General features: G+C 40.2%; 13 protein-coding genes. 8 read left to right on the forward strand and 5 right to left on the reverse strand.

Annotation, left to right across the window (positions count from 1 at the left end):
* The first annotated feature begins 94 nt into the window (after positions 1–94).
* The 3 genes from trkA to ESV85_RS19090 all read left to right on the forward strand — a co-directional run bounded on the left by trkA (position 95) and on the right by ESV85_RS19090 (position 3,550).
* Positions 95–1,441 carry a Trk system potassium transporter TrkA gene (gene trkA / locus ESV85_RS19080; RefSeq protein ID WP_146920455.1) on the forward strand — a complete coding sequence of 449 codons (1,347 nt, stop codon included), beginning with the start codon at positions 95–97 and terminating at the stop codon, positions 1,439–1,441.
* A gap of 3 nt (positions 1,442–1,444) precedes the next feature.
* The gene (locus tag ESV85_RS19085; RefSeq protein WP_146920457.1) at positions 1,445–2,890 is read left to right on the forward strand and encodes a TrkH family potassium uptake protein; all 1,446 of its coding nucleotides are present in this window, start codon (positions 1,445–1,447) and stop codon (positions 2,888–2,890) included.
* Positions 2,891–3,037: 147 nt separating this feature from the next.
* Positions 3,038–3,550 (forward strand): hypothetical protein, encoded by a 513-nt coding sequence (locus ESV85_RS19090; RefSeq protein ID WP_146920459.1) that lies wholly within the window; start codon positions 3,038–3,040, stop codon positions 3,548–3,550.
* A gap of 70 nt (positions 3,551–3,620) precedes the next feature.
* On the opposite strand, the gene ESV85_RS19095 is transcribed toward ESV85_RS19090, so the two are convergent.
* Together ESV85_RS19095 and ESV85_RS19100 are read right to left on the reverse strand one after the other, a co-directional pair.
* Positions 3,621–4,220, reverse strand: a complete 600-nt coding sequence (locus ESV85_RS19095) for a hypothetical protein (protein ID WP_146920461.1) — start codon at positions 4,218–4,220, stop codon at positions 3,621–3,623.
* Positions 4,221–4,230: 10 nt separating this feature from the next.
* Positions 4,231–6,537, reverse strand: a complete 2,307-nt coding sequence (locus ESV85_RS19100) for a TonB-dependent receptor (protein WP_146920463.1) — start codon at positions 6,535–6,537, stop codon at positions 4,231–4,233.
* Between the two features lie 298 nt (positions 6,538–6,835).
* On the opposite strand from ESV85_RS19100, the gene ESV85_RS19105 reads away from it, so the two are divergent.
* Complete coding sequence (locus ESV85_RS19105) at positions 6,836–8,200, forward strand: exonuclease domain-containing protein (protein WP_146920465.1); 1,365 nt, start codon at positions 6,836–6,838, stop codon at positions 8,198–8,200.
* A 6-nt stretch (positions 8,201–8,206) separates the two neighbouring features.
* Here ESV85_RS19105 and ESV85_RS19110 read toward each other — a convergent pair whose 3' ends face one another.
* On the reverse strand, positions 8,207–9,106 hold the full coding sequence (locus ESV85_RS19110; RefSeq protein WP_146920467.1) for a neutral zinc metallopeptidase: 900 nt from the start codon (positions 9,104–9,106) through the stop codon (positions 8,207–8,209).
* A gap of 189 nt (positions 9,107–9,295) precedes the next feature.
* On the opposite strand from ESV85_RS19110, the gene ESV85_RS19115 reads away from it, so the two are divergent.
* On the forward strand, positions 9,296–10,069 hold the full coding sequence (locus ESV85_RS19115) for a DUF1080 domain-containing protein (protein WP_146920468.1): 774 nt from the start codon (positions 9,296–9,298) through the stop codon (positions 10,067–10,069).
* Between the two features lie 527 nt (positions 10,070–10,596).
* On the opposite strand, the gene ESV85_RS19120 is transcribed toward ESV85_RS19115, so the two are convergent.
* The gene (locus ESV85_RS19120) at positions 10,597–11,064 is read right to left on the reverse strand and encodes a SixA phosphatase family protein (RefSeq protein WP_146920470.1); all 468 of its coding nucleotides are present in this window, start codon (positions 11,062–11,064) and stop codon (positions 10,597–10,599) included.
* A gap of 155 nt (positions 11,065–11,219) precedes the next feature.
* Between ESV85_RS19120 and topA the strand changes: the two genes are divergently transcribed.
* Genes topA through ESV85_RS19135 form a run of 3 tightly spaced genes read left to right on the forward strand, consistent with a single transcriptional unit; the run spans position 11,220 to position 15,052 of the window.
* Positions 11,220–13,547: a type I DNA topoisomerase gene (topA, locus tag ESV85_RS19125; RefSeq protein WP_146920472.1), complete on the forward strand. Its 2,328-nt coding sequence runs from the start codon at positions 11,220–11,222 to the stop codon at positions 13,545–13,547.
* Positions 13,548–13,584: 37 nt separating this feature from the next.
* Entirely contained in the window at positions 13,585–13,881 is a 297-nt protein-coding gene (locus ESV85_RS19130) for a carboxypeptidase-like regulatory domain-containing protein (protein ID WP_146920474.1), read from the forward strand.
* A gap of 37 nt (positions 13,882–13,918) precedes the next feature.
* Positions 13,919–15,052, forward strand: coding sequence for a carboxypeptidase-like regulatory domain-containing protein (locus tag ESV85_RS19135; RefSeq protein WP_146920476.1), 1,134 nt, complete (start codon positions 13,919–13,921; stop codon positions 15,050–15,052).
* 35 nt (positions 15,053–15,087) lie between these two features.
* On the opposite strand, the gene ESV85_RS19140 is transcribed toward ESV85_RS19135, so the two are convergent.
* Positions 15,088–17,487, reverse strand: a complete 2,400-nt coding sequence (locus tag ESV85_RS19140; protein WP_146920478.1) for a hybrid sensor histidine kinase/response regulator — start codon at positions 17,485–17,487, stop codon at positions 15,088–15,090.
* Positions 17,488–17,561: the final 74 nt, after the last annotated feature.

Genomic DNA, 17,561 nt, shown 5'->3' on the forward strand with positions numbered 1-17,561 from the left:
TGCCCCTACAGGCATAAAAGAAATAGCTTAATATCTGATTACCATTTAGAAAGCTCTTATTTTTGCCAATTCAAAAATCACCTGAATTACCTCTATGGGGATGAATATTGTGATTGCCGGTGCTGGGGATATGGGTTACCACCTCGCTGAGCAATTAAGCTACGATAATAAGGACATCACGCTGATCGATACAGACAGAGAAGTCCTGGACTATGTCTCTTCTAAACTAGATGTTTTGACAGTGCAGGGGGATGCGACTTCATTTGAAATCCTCAAGCGGGCCAATGTAAACAAGGCCAGTATGGTACTTGCGGTGACTACCTCGGAGAAAACCAATATTGTGACGGCCGTTTTGGCTAAGCAATTGGGCGCAAAACGAGTGATGGCAAGAGTCAGAAATCACTCCTATATGGAGCCAGACAACATGTCCTATTTCCAAAATCTTGGGATTGATAATTTGATTTCACCGACTATGCTTTGTAGCAAGCATATCTTCAATATGATCGAGAACTCCAGTTTTACGGAGGTTTTTGACTTTGAAGGGGGGAAATTGAATATTGTAGGTATCACGCTTGATCAAAGCAATCCTTTGGTCAATCAGCGCATTATGGACACCAAGTCCAATCCGATTTTTGAGGACATTAGGATCATCGCTATCCTACGTGATCAAAAGACCATTATCCCTAGAGGGAGTACGATTATTCGTAATAATGACCACGTGTTTTTCATCTCCAACAAGAAAAATACACAGACTATCATGGAAGTTCTGGGTCAGGTGAAGCACACAATTAAGAACGTGATGATCATTGGAGGGGATGATATGGCTCTTACTACGGCGCTTAGACTTGAAGATCACTTTCGTGTGACACTGGTCCATAAAGATAAAGAGCGCTGTAAATGGCTTGCGGAAAACCTTAAAAATTCTCTTGTGATCCAAGGAGATTACAAAAATGTAGAGTTGTTGATTGAGGAAGGCTTGGAGCAGATGGATGCATTCCTTGCTTTGACAGAATCTTCGGAGACAAATATTATAGCAAGTTTGACAGCCAAAAATCACGGAGTGTATAAGACAATTGCTCACGTAGATACAAGGGAATACATTCATATTTCACATAGTATAGGAGTGGATTCGCTGATTAATAAAAAGCTTGTTGCAGCAAATGAAATATCCAGGTTCCTGAAAAAAGGAACTGTAGAAGCCGTATCTGGTATCTATGGAGTGGATGCTGAGTTTATCCAGTATTCAGTTTGTAAGAATAACAGATTGGTGAAAAATCCGCTAAGAGAACTGCATTTTCCTGATTCAGCTATAGTAGCTGGAGTAATCAGAGGAGAAAAGGTCTTTATACCGGATGGTGATTTTCAGCTTGATATAAACGATAAGGCAATTGTTTTGGCATTACCTGAAGCTAAGAATGCACTTGAAAAATTGTTTCATTAGGACATGATTCATTTCAAAGAAATAGGGAAGATCATGGGCGCACTCTTGGTGCTAATAGCCCTTTTGATGCTTCCCGGAGTAATTTTTTCAATACATTTTGAAGAAGATCCTTGGCCAGTACTGAGTTCTGCTGTGATCACCATGATCATCGGAATGACGCTTTTCTTTTCTTTTTCAAAGCAAGACCAAAATATCAGAAAACGAGAAGGTTACCTGATAGTAGCCTTGAGCTGGGTTTTTATGGCTGGTTTTGGGATGCTTCCTTATATTTTGAGTCATGAAATTGTCAGTTTCGAAGATGCGCTTTTCGAGACTATGTCAGGTCTTACGACTACAGGGGCTTCTATTTTGACTGATATTGAAGCGATGCCAAAAGGTTTGCTCTTTTGGAGAAGCATGACTCAGTGGATAGGAGGCTTGGGAATAATCGTATTGACTGTTGCTATTTTTCCGCTTTTGGGAATTGGTGGGATTGAGCTTTTTGTGGCTGAATCACCTGGCCCTACTTCTGATAAAGTGCACCCAAGAATATCAGAAACAGCTAAGCGTCTTTGGTATGTGTATGTAGGTCTTACTGTATTGGCAATGCTGCTTTATTGGGCAGGAGGGATGAACTTCTTCGACGCAATAAATCATGCGCTGACTACTTTGGCTACCGGTGGTTTCTCTACCAAAAATGCCAGTATGGCGTATTATGATTCGGCTTTCATACAATATGTAGCCATCTTATTTATGTTTTTGGCGGGCACTAACTTTACGGTTATCTACTTTGGCTTGATAGGTAAATTCAAGAGAGTACTTAAGAGTGATGAATTTAAAACGTATGGGCTAACTCTTCTGGTAGTTGCTGTTATTCTTTATTTCCCTATAGCTGCTACAGGTATTGATCCTGAATTGGCATTCAGAAAGTCACTTTTTCAGGTAGTTTCGATAGTTACTACTACAGGATTTGTTACGGATGATTATACGCAGTATAGCGAAGGAGTGACCTTTATCTGCTTTATGCTTCTGTTCATAGGAGGTTGCGCTGGATCTACTGCGGGCGGAATCAAGTTTGTGAGACACCTTACTTTTATCAAAAATTCATGGCTGGAATTTAAGCGCTTGGTGCACCCAAGAGCAATTGTTCCTTTGATCATAAATGGTGATCGGGTAACAGGTAGAATCATCACACACATCATGAATTTCTTGCTGATTTACCTATTGACTTTTGTTCTGGGCTCTTTAGCACTTTCACTGATGGGGTATGATCTGGTTACTTCCTTTGGAGCTGTCGCTACCTGTTTGGCAAATGTGGGACCAGGAATTGGATCCGTTGGGCCTGTGGATAATTTTGCGTTTTTCTCGCCTGCTGCTAAAATATTCCTTTCTGTGATCATGCTGCTTGGACGATTAGAACTCTACACCTTGTTGATTTTATTCACTCCTTTCTTCTGGAGAGCGAATTAATCACAGTCTTGTAATTTGAGTTTTGGTGATCAAAAATCCCGATTAAATTAATGATTCAATAATGAGAAGGGATATAGCCAAATAGATAATGTTAGGATTATCGAACAGGATGAAATCTCTTTCCGTTGAGCTACCAAAGACTGATCTATGAGAAATATAATTTTAGGACTTCTGCTTTTAGTGAGTTTTGGATCATGCAGTGAGAGTGATCCTGATCTTTATACAGGACAGCAGGTAGAGTATCAATTGAATAAGGCGAGCGAATATGAATATACCGGTGCGCTTACAATCAGAGAATTAACTGATGGTAATTTAGAGTTGACTTTACAATTGGTAGGTGCGAAAAGTACTTCTGCCAATACATTTCCAGCACATTTGCATTTCGGAGATTATACTAATCCAGTAGCTCCCATGGCATTTATGCTGAATCCCGTGAGCGGATCTACTCTTCAAAGTAAGACTGTGCTAGGCTCGTTAATGAATGGAACAAAGTTGAGTTTTGAAGATATGAAGACTTTCGACGGGCATGTGAAAGTGCATTTAGCAAGTGAGGGACCAGATTATAAGGTGATTTTGGTGGCTGGCAATATTGGCTACAATGTCAATGAAAATCTAACGTTTGATGCCTCTCTAATGACTAGTTGCTCACCGGATTTCTAAAAATTAATAGTCTTCAAAACACAAAAAGCAGCTCTAAAGCTGCTTTTTGTGTTTTAAATGAAAGCAATTATTATTCAACTACAACTGGGAAAGTGATGTCTAGATCAGTTTCTCCACCTGCTTTAGCGTAATCTTGAAAATTTGGATTATCTGCACCGGGATAATTTTTATCCAAAGCGTGACGTAGAAGTAGCTGGATATTCGCAGTATTAACCCCTGGGCTTTGCTGAACAGTTACGATTCCTTTTAGACCGATTAACTCAGCTCCATCATCGTTGTATTCGTAAGATAGAAACGGAGAACTGGTGAAAGCTGAGCCTAAGAAATAGAACTGGTGCTCATCGCCTTCAGCTCTAATTTCCTCCGTGATGTCTTCTCCGGCTACTGAATTGTACACGTCAACTGACATTTCATATCTTTTTCCTTTGGTCAGCATGACCGTTTCTACATCTGGGGCAGAGCCAATTTCAATTCCCTCGGAATCTGAAGCGGTGAAGTCAAAAGGGGCGCCCAAAGCATTTCCGCTTGCATCGATTTCTTGAAAAGTAAGTGTGACATCGGTAATCAATTCTCCATCATTTTCTGGAACCGGATCTTCACTTTTACAGCTTGAAAAGAAGAGGGATGCCACTGCTAGCGCGATAAGGTAAAGGTTGCTTTTTGTGCTCATAATTAGTTGGTTAGAATTCGTAATTGATTTTTATTAGGACATTTCTTCCCATATCGTAGGAGAAGTATCTGAAGCGATTCATGTAGTCTTTGTAGCTGGTATTGAAGAGATTTTGCACCTGAAGGCCCAAATTCAACTTGTCATCTCCGACGTTAAATTCCTTATTGTAAGAGATGTTGAAAAGTGCATAAGCCGATGGTGGGGGAGCAATATCAAAATCTGGCTCTCTATTTTGCTTCGCAACCAAGACATTGCTTAAGGTTATCTTATTTGTCCGGGAATCAGTGGCTTGGGAAAAGTCGTACGAAATGCCCCAATCCATTCTGTTAGATGGAATAAAAGGAAAATAGTTGTTGTCATCGGTGTTCTTTGCCTGAACGATTGAACCTTTTAGGTAGCCACTTATTTTCTCTGTGAACTCGTAGCTGCCAGCAAAGTCAAATCCGTAGAATAACGCATTTGCCTGCAAGTATTCGTAAATATTGAAGGTGCCCCTAAGACTCGTATACACTTCTCCAGTAGGATTTAGATATATGTAATCGCTGATAGGATTCAGGTATGCTGTGAATTCCAGATGAGTCCTTTTACCGTCGTATTGTAGCTCGTTAATCCATTTCAGGGATTTTTCGGACACCATATCAGGATTGCCGATTTCCACTGCAGCTGCACCATGATGAAGCCCCTCACTGAATAATTCGTTCACATTCGGTGGTCTCCAAGCGGAACCAAGATTTGAATTGAAGGTCAGATCCGGACTGATGTGATAGAGTCCACCTAAGAACGCGGAGAAATTTTGATAAGCTATATCGGCGGTTCTCAACTCTTGATTGATGTATCTGGCGGTGCTGACATTTCTAAAGTCATATCTTACGCCAGCTTCCACTTCCAATGGGCCTTTGGAGTACTTTTCCATAGCGTACAAGCCTGTATTCACCATGTCATAGTTTGGGATCAATGGTGTTACTCCGGTCCCAGGAACATTGCTATTTGCCTGTTGGATGAAGTTGATTCCCCATGTCCCGCTCAGTTCATTTTTGTGCGTATGGTTCACGTAGAGATCTACTGTGTTGGTATAAAGCTCCAGGTCCAAACTAGCTTTCTCATTCAAATTGCCTCTTCTCTTGTCAAATTCCTGTCTGTGGTTGAGCTGAAAGCCATACTGGAAGTTTAATTTCCAGCTTTCAGAAATATGATAGTGAGACTTCAACTTTGCTAGATGATGGGTTACTCTTTGCTTTGGATTGAGGATGTCATAACTGAACTCTCCATCTGCGAATGGACGTCCATTCACAATAATATTTTGAAGATCAGAGAGATTTCCCGTGTGTGAGTCATTCAAAATTCCCAATTCAGTATGGAAAAGACTGTAATAAGCTTCCACTCCAAGTTTGGAACTGCTATAGCCAAGCGAGCTGCTTAAGTTTAGCTCACTTACCCCAGTGTTTTCTTGGATATAATCGGGAGATTTCACGTTGCCGGACCTTTTTGCAGAGCCCTGAATTCTATATCCCAAACCTTTGATTTTGTCTGAGCCACCTACATGTACCAAGTTAATGTTCCCCATACGGCCATTAGTTCCGCCAACTAGGTTAAGATTAGTCTTACTAAATTTTTTAGTAGGAAGAGGGGCTGGATTTACCAAAATCACTCCACCCATAGCTTCCGGCCCGTATCGTACTGTTTCTGCGCCTTTTACTACTGTGATTTCATCTGCTAGAAAAGGATCGATTTCAGGAGCGTGCTCAGCTCCCCATTGTTGCCCTTCCAGCCGGATGCCATTGTTCATAATCATAATCCGATTACTGTGCATGCCGTGGATTACAGGTTTTGAGATGCTATTTCCTGTAGAAAAAGTAGATACTCCGGAGATTCGTTTTAGACTTTCTCCCAGATTTTCACCTCTGGATTCCATGAGGTTTTCTCCGTATAGTGCAGAGACGGCTGTCGTAGTTTGTACAGCATCACGATGCCCGTGAACTTCCACGCCTTGTAAACCCACCGCTTCTTCTTCCAGCCTATAGGTTTTGCTAAAAGTGGTGGACTCTAACTTAATGCTGTCTGTTATGGTTTTATGACCCAGGTATTGAATAGTGACCGTATAGTTTCCGCTGCAAAGATTCTTTATCGTGAAATTTCCGTTTTGATCACTGACGGCTCCTTCTTCAGCCTCGATTACCCATACGTATGCAGCCTCTATTGGCTCGTTATTTTCTAGGTGTATGATTTTTCCCCGAATAGATAGCGAGCAATCCTGAGCCTGAATTTTAAATCCAAGCAGTAGAATCAATGTTAATAGTATTCCTGTTTTCAAATTCACAATGCAAAAATAGAAGGCCTTGGAATTATAAACTAGTATAAATGAAACAAAGTTGCATTTATAGGATAAATGGTAAATTGTAGCGGCTAACAGACCATATGGATGGAAATGCTAATGATGTTAGTAGGAGGAGACCGCAGCATGAAGTCTGGCAGGGATGGCATAAGACAGGAGAGGCTGAATTTTGAGCGTGGGACATTATCTGTTTTTTGACAACAGAAAATCAAAAGTTCGTACAAACCGCGTCATTCTGTGACATCTATTCTTTAGTGAAAATTCTAATTCATACTTTTAGGCAATGGAATTTGCCATAGTAGATATTGAGACCACCGGCGGCGCGCCGAAACATGGTGGTATAACAGAGGTAGCGGTTTTGATTCACGACGGGGAATCGATTATAAGAGAGTATCAGACGCTTCTTAATCCCGAGCAAGCTATCCCAACTTACATTACCGGTTTGACTGGAATCGATAATTTCATGGTGAGGCATAAGCCCACGTTTTCAGATATTCAAGAAGAATTATGGGACTTGCTTAATGATAGAGTATTCGTAGCACACAATGTTAGTTTTGATTACGGGTTTCTTCGGGAGGCATTTCTGAAAGTGGGGAAGGAACTCAAAACTCCCAAACTCTGCACTGTCAAACTTAGTAGAAAAGTATACCCAGGAATGACTTCTTATAGTCTTGGAAGGCTTTGCGAAAGCCAGAAAATACAGATCGAAGCCAGGCACCGAGCAATGGGAGATGCGAAAGCTACAGCGATCTTGTTTGATAGAATGATCAAATCTGACTACCAAATCATCAATCAATCGCTTAAGAAAAATACAGGTGAGGCTTTTCTTCCTCCTAATTTCCCTCACTCCAAATTCAAGGAAATCCCTACTGCATGCGGGGTATATTATATGCTCGATGAGCATAGTAAAGTCATCTATGTAGGCAAGGCGATAAATATCCGAGAGCGATTTAAGAATCACTTTTCAGGGCAATTACTTCCTAATCTGAAGCATAAACTTAAGACTGAAGTCTTTGATTTGAAATGGGAATTAACTGGAACTGAGTTAATGGCGCTTTTATTTGAGACATTGGAAATCAAGAGACTATGGCCTAAATATAATTCTGCTTCCAAGCTTCCGAAGCGTCTGTTCGGCCTATTTCATTATGAGGATAATTCAGGTTATGGGAGATTTCAAGTTTCTAAAATCACCAAGTTTTTCAAGCCGATTGAATCCTTTTTCTCCATGGAGGAGGCTAATGCCTTTCTGAAAACAGGGATCAGCACTTATGGTTTATGTCCCAAACTATGTGGGCTTAGAAAAGTGAACTGTGAGCCAGAGGAGGAAATGAGCTGTAACGGTGCGTGTGATTTCACAGAGAAGCCAGAGGAATACAATAAGCGAGTGGCGGAGTTTATGGGCAAAATCAGGGAAAGCCAAAAGGAAATCCTGATCAAGCTAGATGGGCGGAATTCTAATGAGACTGCTTACTGCATGTTTGAAAGCGGTATGCTGAGCAGATTTGCCTACTTGGAAAATGACCAGATTACAGAAGATATTCCATCCCAGCTTGAGCTAGTGACACAAGTGCCCGAGACCTTTTACATCTTACGTCAATTTATACATCAGATCAACCCTGAGCAGATATTGGTTCTGGAAACTAATTGAGTTCTCCTATAAGCTAGGGTCATTGAATGTATCGCCTTGGTTGATGTCGCCAGTTTCAAAGCCTTTTTTGAACCACTTCATACGCTGAGCGGAAGTGCCGTGCGTGAAGGAATCAGGCATCACACGACCTGTAGACTGCTTCTGAAGGCGATCATCTCCGATAGCATTTGCGGCATTGAGCGCTTCATCCAAATCGCCTTTTTCCATCCATCCTACAGACTTTTGACTGTGATTTGCCCAGACTCCGGCTAAGAAATCTGCCTGAAGTTCCAGTTTTACAGAATACTGATTGTATTCTTTTTCACTTACTTGACCTCGAAGTTTGTCCATTTCTGCTGTGATACCAGAGATTTTCTGGATATGATGACCTACTTCATGAGCGATTACATAGGCCTGAGCAAAGTCTCCCGGAGCTTTCAACTTCACTTCCATTTCTTTAAAGAAGCTAAGATCTATGTATAGTTTTTCATCACCTGGGCAATAGAAAGGTCCTGTAGCACTAGATGCAAGACCACAAGCAGATGACACTTGTCCGCTGAAAAGTACCAGAGTGGGTTCTCTGTAATTTTCCAGGATTTTATTCCAAACGTCTTCAGTATCTGCCAGTATAGTTTCACTAAAAGCAGCCAAACGGTCTTCCTCCGCCGAAGGTGTGTAATTGCTCTCGGTGGTGAAGCCTTGTCCGCCACCACCCATAAAATTCCCTAAAAAGGTAAGCGGGTTTGTACCAGTAACCACCGAGATGACAATGATAATCCCGACTATGATTAGTCCGGTTTTAGAAAATAGAATTTTAATCAGTGGGCCAATTAGCATAGGATTAAACCCACCTCCACGTGATCCGCCACCGCTTAGACCCCGTCTATCATCTACATTGGAACTTCTTCTTCTTCCTTCCCATTTCATATGTTTGTCATTTTCTTTTCAGTGGTCATATGGAATCTCGCATAGCTGATAACCATTCCTTGGTGTGATCCTTGAGTCATGCTCGATTTCATAGCATAAAAGGTTTTATTTTGTTTAAAATTAACCAAATTGAACAATCGGACAGTGTCCAAGAACTATTTTTGAAAGAAAAACTTAAACCTAAAATCTATGATCTGCAAAACTTTCCAAAGACTATCACTTAGTCTCGCATTAATTGGAGCTTTTACGCTAGTGCAAGCTCAGACCGGCGTAGGAGCCAAGCCCGAAAAGGGTGCCAAGGTTTACCTTGATGGTTCGAAAAAATCACTTGAGAAAAACTGGACATACTGGGAAGGACCACGTTTTTCTGCAGAAATGCCTATCAAATGGCCTGAAGTGACTGATCCTGTTGACGGGGGAAAGGCAATAAGCAGCAATGACCCTGCAGGCGCTGGCGGGAAGTACGGTGCCGCTGATATTGTGACCAACGAGAAATTCGAGGATTTCCGTGCACATGTGGAGTTTTTTATCAAAGATGAAGGTGGCAACAGTGGTGTCTACTTACAGAATAGATATGAAGTACAGATTCTTGATGGAGACTACGGGGATCATGGTATGGCTGCGTTGATCAATGAACATATTCCAACTTCCAAAGAATACTATGGTGTAGGAAAGTGGAATGCATATGATATTGAGTTTAAAGCCGCTCGTTTTGAGGATGGAAAACTTGTAGCCAAACCTCGTGCGACGGTGTATCTGAATGGTGTAAAAGTTCACGAAGACAAAGAAATACAGCAAGTTTGGGGAGGTCCAAACTCTGGCCTAGACGGAGGTAATGATGGTGGTAAAGGAATTACTGACACACCTGGAGGATTGAAGTTGCAAGCTGAAGGACATGATGTTTATTATAGAAATGTTTGGATCAAAAAGCTTGATCTGGATGGGAAATCTACTGATTTCTAATAAGGAAAGTATACATGAAAAAGCCCTGAATCTTTTGGATTCAGGGCTTTTTTGCATTTAATCGTTAGCTGCTACTGGGAAATAAAGAAGGAGGTTTTTCCTTCTAATAATCTTTTGAAGCCTACGAGAAAAAGCTAGTACTAATTCCCATTTTAATACGGGGGTATTTTGTGCTTTTAACTTTAATCGGGTAATCACAAGTTGGGTATATATATTCTTTCAAAGGGTACTCAATGATTTAGCCATTTGATTTAAAATCAAATTTTGGTTCCAAGGCAATGGATTCATTCGAATATTTTGGGCTAGGCTCCGGGGTAAGGCTCCGGGTGTTGAGAGTATAAGTGATATTAATAATTCCAGATATAGCTAAAATTTACTTTGGTGATTCATTATTTCAATTTATCTGCGAATTATTATGCGAATATATACGAAGTGGGGTATATAATTTGGTATTTGTTTTATTTTTTTTGGTAAAAGTTAGAAAAGTGGTTTTTATTCCTGTTGAAATGCTCAAATGCGATTTGTCTTTATTGGATAATTTCTTTTAAAATTCCTGTTCCAAAGCCAATCATTTTCCAATCTGATATTTCTAGGTCAATCACAGCCATCATTCCAGGTTGCAATCCAAGATAATTCTCATCGGAAATATGTGACAGAAGTAAACTAATTGTGGGATTGTGACCGATGAAAAGACAAGAATCCACGGAGGCTGAAGTTTTTTCTAATAAAGATATCATATCACCTAAATTTCCCTGATAGATGTCGCGGGTGAAAATAGACTCTTTAATAGTAATGCGTTTTCCTATCAGATCAGCTGTTTCCATGGTGCGTTGTGCTGAAGAACAGTACATCAAATCCACCGATTTTAGCTTTTCATCTAAGCTTTCACCCATACGGATCAGATTTTCTCTCCCTTTTTTGGTGAGTTGCCGTTGAAAATCTGAACCTTGAGAAAAACCTGCTTCTCCGTGTCTGAGTAAAAACAATTGCTTCATGATAAGTGGTTTATACCCTTAAAAGTATTTGTGACTTTAATCAAAAATCCCACCAAATCGAGTCTAGTCAATTTTAAATATTTGGACGAGAATACAATGCCGTCTATTTTTAGCTTTTCTTATCGGGTTTGAAAACCCAGAATAATTGCTTTTATATGTCAAAAAACCTTGTTATCGTCGAGTCACCTGCCAAAGCCAAAACCATTGAGGGATACTTGGGCAAAGACTATAAGGTAGCATCCAGCTACGGTCACGTTCGAGATCTTCCAAAAGGCGATAAGGCGATCGATATTAAAAATAGATTTAGTCCTACATATGAGGTCACTGCCGATAAAAAGGATGTGATCAAGAACCTCAAGGCTTTAGTAAAAGATGCAGAGACTGTCTACCTAGCGAGTGATGATGACCGTGAGGGAGAGGCTATTTCTTGGCATCTAAAAGAAGTGCTGAAGCTAAAGGATGAGAACACAAAAAGAATCGTCTTCCGCGAAATCACTAAAAATGCAATTGTAAAAGCAATTGAAAACCCAAGAGGGATTGATATAGATCTGGTAAATGCACAGCAGGCTAGACGTATTTTGGATCGTTTGGTAGGTTTTGAGCTTTCTCCTATTCTATGGAAGAAAATCAAAACAGGACTTTCTGCGGGTAGAGTACAGTCAGTGGCGGTTCGCCTGATTGTGGATCGTGAGCGGGAAGTTGAGCAGCACAAAGCAAAGTCAAGTTTTAGAATTACGGCTATTTTCGAAGTAGAAGGAAGAACATTCCAAGCTGAGTTGCCAAAGAAATTTGACACCAAAGCTGAAGCTGAGGAATTCCTAAAGACATGCCTGAAGGCTGATTTCTCTGTAGCTAACCTAGAAAAGAAGCCAGGAAAGAAATCTCCAGCGGCACCTTTTACCACATCTACACTTCAGCAGGAGGCAAGTAGAAAGCTTTACTTCTCAGTGGCTCAGACAATGTCTGTAGCGCAGAAACTGTATGAAGCTGGAAAGATTACTTATATGAGAACAGATAGTGTGAATCTATCGGATGATGCAATGGCTTCTGCCAAAAATGCGATCCACGATTCATACGGAGAGAAATACCATAAGTCAAGAAAATTCACTACCAAGTCTGAAGGCGCTCAGGAGGCTCACGAAGCAATCCGTCCTACAGACTTCGCTAATTCCCATGTGACAGGAGAACGCAACGAGCAGCGCCTCTATGAGCTGATCTGGAAGCGTGCTATAGCTTCTCAGATGGCTGATGCAGAATTGGAGAAGACTATTATTACTGTGGATATATCGAACCAGCCTCAAAATCTGGTTGCAACTGGAGAAATCATCAAGTTTGATGGCTTTTTGAAAGTGTACTTAGAAGATACAGATGAGGAGCCGGAAGAGGACGATAGCAATGAAGGAAAAGTACTCTTACCTCCATTGACAATTGGTCAGCCTTTAGCTCTTCAGGAAATGAAGGGCCGTGAGACTTTCTCCAGAGCTTCTCCGAGATATACAGAAGCATCATTGGTGAAGAAGTTGGAAGAACTGGGAATTGGTCGTCCTTCAACCTACGCTCCGACAATTTCTACTATTCAGAGACGTGAATACGTGATCAAGGAATCCAGAGATGGAACGCCTAGAGATTATGTGGAAATGATCATCGCCAAAGGTGAGTTTAAAGACGCGACCAAAACTGAAAACACTGGAGCAGAGAAGCAAAAGCTTTTCCCTACCAATATCGCCATGGTGGTCAATGACTTCCTGGTGGAGCATTTTCCAAATGTGATTGACTTCAGCTTTACCGCTAGAGTAGAGAAGGAGTTTGATGATATAGCTGCTGGAGGACAAGTATGGCAAGATATGCTAGCGTCTTTCTATGGAAATTTCCATAAGAATGTAGAGGATACAGAGCAGATTTCCAGACAGGATATCAACTCCAGTCGTGAACTTGGGAATCATCCAGTGAGTGGCAAACCAATGATCGTGAGACTTGGTAAATTTGGCCCGTTGGTTCAGATAGGTGACTCCGAAGATGAAGAGAAGCAATTTGCCAGCTTGAAAAAAGGTCAGTTTATCGAAAATATTACCATGGAAGATGCGCTTGAGTTATTCAAGTTACCTCGTGACATCGGGATGTTTGAGGATAAAAAGATGGTGGCGGCAATTGGTAGATTTGGGCCTTACGTACGACATGATGGTTCTTTCGTATCCCTTCCTAAGGAAATGGATCCGCTGAGCATCACTGAAGAAGAGGGTGTCAAATTGATTCAAGACAAGCGTGAAGCAGATGCCAAGAAGCATATCAAGTCATTTGACGAGAATCCTGAGATTCAGGTATTGAATGGTAGATGGGGACCTTATATCAAGATGGGTAAGAATAATTACAAGATCCCTAAGGATAAGGAAGCCGAAACCTTAACCTATGAAGAAACGATTCATATCATTGAAAATCAGCCTGAACCAAAGAAAAAGGGCGGGAAGTTTGCCAAGAAAAAGTAACTTATAAATCAAGAACTTAATTTCAAATTGAGAATGTATGAGCAAGCCTAATTCAATGCTATTTAAGATTGTTTTAGGCTTGTTTTTATTTTTAGTCAGCTTCTCTTCTTTTGCTCAGGCGATTTTTAAAGGAACTGTAGCTGATAATGAGACAGGTAAAGGTATTCCTTATATCACCGTATATTTAGCAAATACCACCTTTGGCACATCTACTGACGAGTCAGGTAAATTTTCCCTTTACCTGCCTGAAGGAAACTATGAAGAGATTTTACATAGTATAGAAAAACAGCCTGGCCCAAAGAAAAAAGGTGTAAGATTGGCTAAGAAAAAGTAAGTTTAGCTTCAGGAACACAAGGTCAAATTAAGAATATATGAGCAAGCCTAATTCAATGTTATATAAGATTGTATTTGGCTTTTTTTTGCTTTTTGGGAGCTATTCATCTTTTGCGCAGACAGTTTTTAAAGGCGTTATTGAAGACTCTAAAACGGGGCAACCAATCCCATACGCAACAGTATTTTTAGCCAATACCACCTTTGGAACAACTTGTGACGATGAGGGGAAGTTTTCTCTTAATTTGCCTGATGGTAACTATGAAGTAATCGTTAGGATGCTGGGCTACGAAGGCCTAACATTTAAACTTCCAACAGATATTATTAAACCACGGGAGTACAGATTTAGGCTTGTTGCTGTAGATGAAGAATTAGAGACATTGAATGTAAATGATACCCGAGATCCAGCTTGGTTTAAAAATTTGAAAGATTTCAAAAGTTACTTTCTAGGGACTACTTACAATGGGCAGGCTTGTGAATTAGAGAATGATCTTTCGATGATTCTGGATGATCAATCCCTACCAGGTACTTTGATTGCATCGTCCAGAGAAATACTTAAAATTCATAATCCCAATTTAGGCTATAGACTAGATTATCTGCTGAATGATTTTCGGTATAATTATAAGGAGGGATTTGTTACATATGGCGGGTATCCGCTCTTTATTCCAGATACTACACTTTCTACGAGAAAACAGAAAAGGGTGGAGAAAAATAGGCTGGAAGCTTATCATGGGAGTTTGCAGCATTTCCTTCGTTCAGTCTATACCGGAACGACAGTCTCTGAAGGCTTTGAGATACGTAGGATTTATCGTAAGGATGATCCAAAATATCCAGGAGAATACATTGATAGCGTGGGTACTGAACTTATCACATCCTTATCTTTTCGAAAAAATAGGGAAACGAGGGCGTTTTTGGAATTCAAGGGACATTTACAGATAACCTATCTGAATGAGAGAGAAAGTCCTCAATATATAATGGGAATGGGTCGAAACATGCGTAATACTCAAACCTCTATTGTGACACTAATAGCAGAAAGTCTCGAGATTTTTGAGAATGGAAGTCTTTCTGATCCTTTTGGGCTCTTAATGGAAGGTTATATAGGTTGGGAAAGAGTCGGAGATCTTTTGCCTATTGACTACTTAAACACAGCAGAATTTAAACGGGGTGCGCAGTAGCTTTTTAGCATGATTTTGTCCGTGGGGGCAAATTCCTATAGGTCTATATCCAGCTTGATTTTTTCTAAGTAAAGTGCTTTTTCTACACTGGCATATAGTAATTCCTGGTCAATAGGCTTAGTGATGTAATCATCCATACCAATTGCGAATACTCGTGCTTTGGTTTTCTCGGTAGTATCGGCAGTGACAGCAATGATCGGAATATCTTTGGAATTCATGCCTGAACGACCAGATCGAATTAGCTCTGTGGTTTCATATCCATCCATTTCTGGCATTTGTAGATCCATTAGCACTACGTCGTAGGCTTTTGTTTTCATGGCTTCCAGAGCTTCCAGACCATGGTTTGCAAAGTCAAAACTTACTCCCTTCCATTTTCTCAGAATTGATTTGATCACCAGTTGATTCACGGTATTGTCTTCGACTACAAGGAAATGCTTGTCTTGCATCAGCTTTTCAGCTTGCGCAGGAGTCATTAAGTCATGAGTTTTTTGAGAGGAAATAGATCTTTCAAGCTCAATTTTAATGCTTACCTGAGTTCCTTCATTTTTCAAACTGCTGACAACTATAGTTCCATGATGTAGATCAACCAAGGCTTTTACTATACAAAGTCCAATTCCAAAACCTCCATATTTGCGTTTGTCATTGATTTGTTCCTGACTGAATGAATCAAAAATCCTATTGATTTTATCTTTGGCAATTCCAACTCCAGTATCCTCAATATCCAATGTTAATAGAAGCTTGTTTCCACGTGTTTCCTCCGTATTCACGGTCAGTTTGACCTGACCTTTTTGAGTGAATTTAGTAGCGTTGTCCAGTACATTCGAAACGATTTGCTTCAATCTTATCGGGTCACCGACCAGTTTTTTATGAATGTTGTTTCGCTCCTCGTACACAAATTCCAATCCTTTTTCACGGGACTTTTGGTTGGTTACGATCTTCAGTTCCTGTATGATTTTATGAAGATCAAAATCCACATGAGCTAGTTTCAAATCACCTTTTTCAATTTTAGAATAGTCCAGAATATCATTGATCGAACCAAGCAAGGACATAGAAGAATATTGGATCACCTCCAGGTTATTTTTAATAGAGGTATCATCAGTGCTACTTAAAATGGATTTAGATAGCCCCACAATCGCATTCAGAGGGGTTCTAAGTTCATGACTCATGTTTGAGAGGAAGTAAGTCTTCATGTCATTGGATTCCTCTGCTCGCATCAATGCAATTTCCTGAATTTCTTCTTTTTCAGTTTTCAGCAAGCGAATTCTATTTGCCATAGAAAGCGAAAGGAAGATGATTTCTGCGCCAGTGCCTATTTTGGAGGCATTTGCTGTGAAGAATGAATTTGGCATCAGTGAGAAATTATTCAGAATGAAAACCACAAAACCGAATGTCAGGCAGGCAACACCGATACTAAAAAACGTATCCACATGTATTTTAGAGAGGAAGATTTTAAAAATTGTGATAATTATTAGAAGAAGCATTAAAAAGCCCAAAGCGTTTACAGCGGGATAATATGATGCTTGACCTGCGGTGAACGACACTATAAATAGTAGGAGGATCCCATGTGCTATAAATAGTAGCTGAAAGGATTTTTTAATGAATTTTGATACTTCACCAGCTTTCAAATACACATAACTGTAAGCTCCAAGAGCCAATGAGCTAAGTGCCGCAAAGATCAGTAGAGAGCGATTTGCAAACCATCCTGGTTCTTGGGTGATGTACTGAAAGAAGTACCCATCTAGATTCATGTGAAGTAGCGCTACAGAAAGCACATATACCACATAGTAGATGAAACTCGATTCCTTCATTCCAAAATAAAAGAAGAGATAAGTAACTCCAGCAAGGAAGAGTATACCGTAGAAAAAGCCAAAAATCAGTTGGTTGAAAAAGGAAGATGATACTAATGAGGATGTATCATTAAGGACTAATGGAAGACTGATTACTTCTCCATCGCTTTGGAATTTAATGTAAAAATCAGATTTGGAACTGGCGGGGAGGGTAATCGGAAAGATTATCTTTCTATGGTTGAAAGGCCTATCTGCAAATTTTATCAAATCTCCACTTGCTTGATCCGAGATAATTTCCCCATCGGTTAATTGGTATAGATGGGCCACATCTGTAATAGGCCTGGCAGTTTCGAGATAGTAAGTCTGTGGCTGATCAGAATCATTTGTCAAAGAAAATCTAAGCCAAAAAGTCTGGTCTGTAAAGCCTAGATCTGTAATGGGGTTTTCTAAAACATGAAAATCCAGAGAGTCCTCCATCTTGAGGATTTCTTCCAGAGTATAATCAGGAGAATCAACTTGCGTGAGATCAGCTTGGGAATGAATTGAAACAGGAAACACTAGTTCTTGGCTTAAGGAAACCTGAGCCGATCCACTTGTGGAATGCATGAATAGCAATCCAAAAACAATGTATAAATACAAATGCTTCATGGGTAAAATAGGTAACGGGTGATATAGGGTAATGTGAATTACGAGGTAAAATCTATATTAGATTATACAAAAGG

Source organism: Algoriphagus aquimarinus, from assembly GCF_007997215.1.
Taxonomy (GTDB): Bacteria; Bacteroidota; Bacteroidia; order Cytophagales; family Cyclobacteriaceae; genus Algoriphagus; species Algoriphagus aquimarinus_A.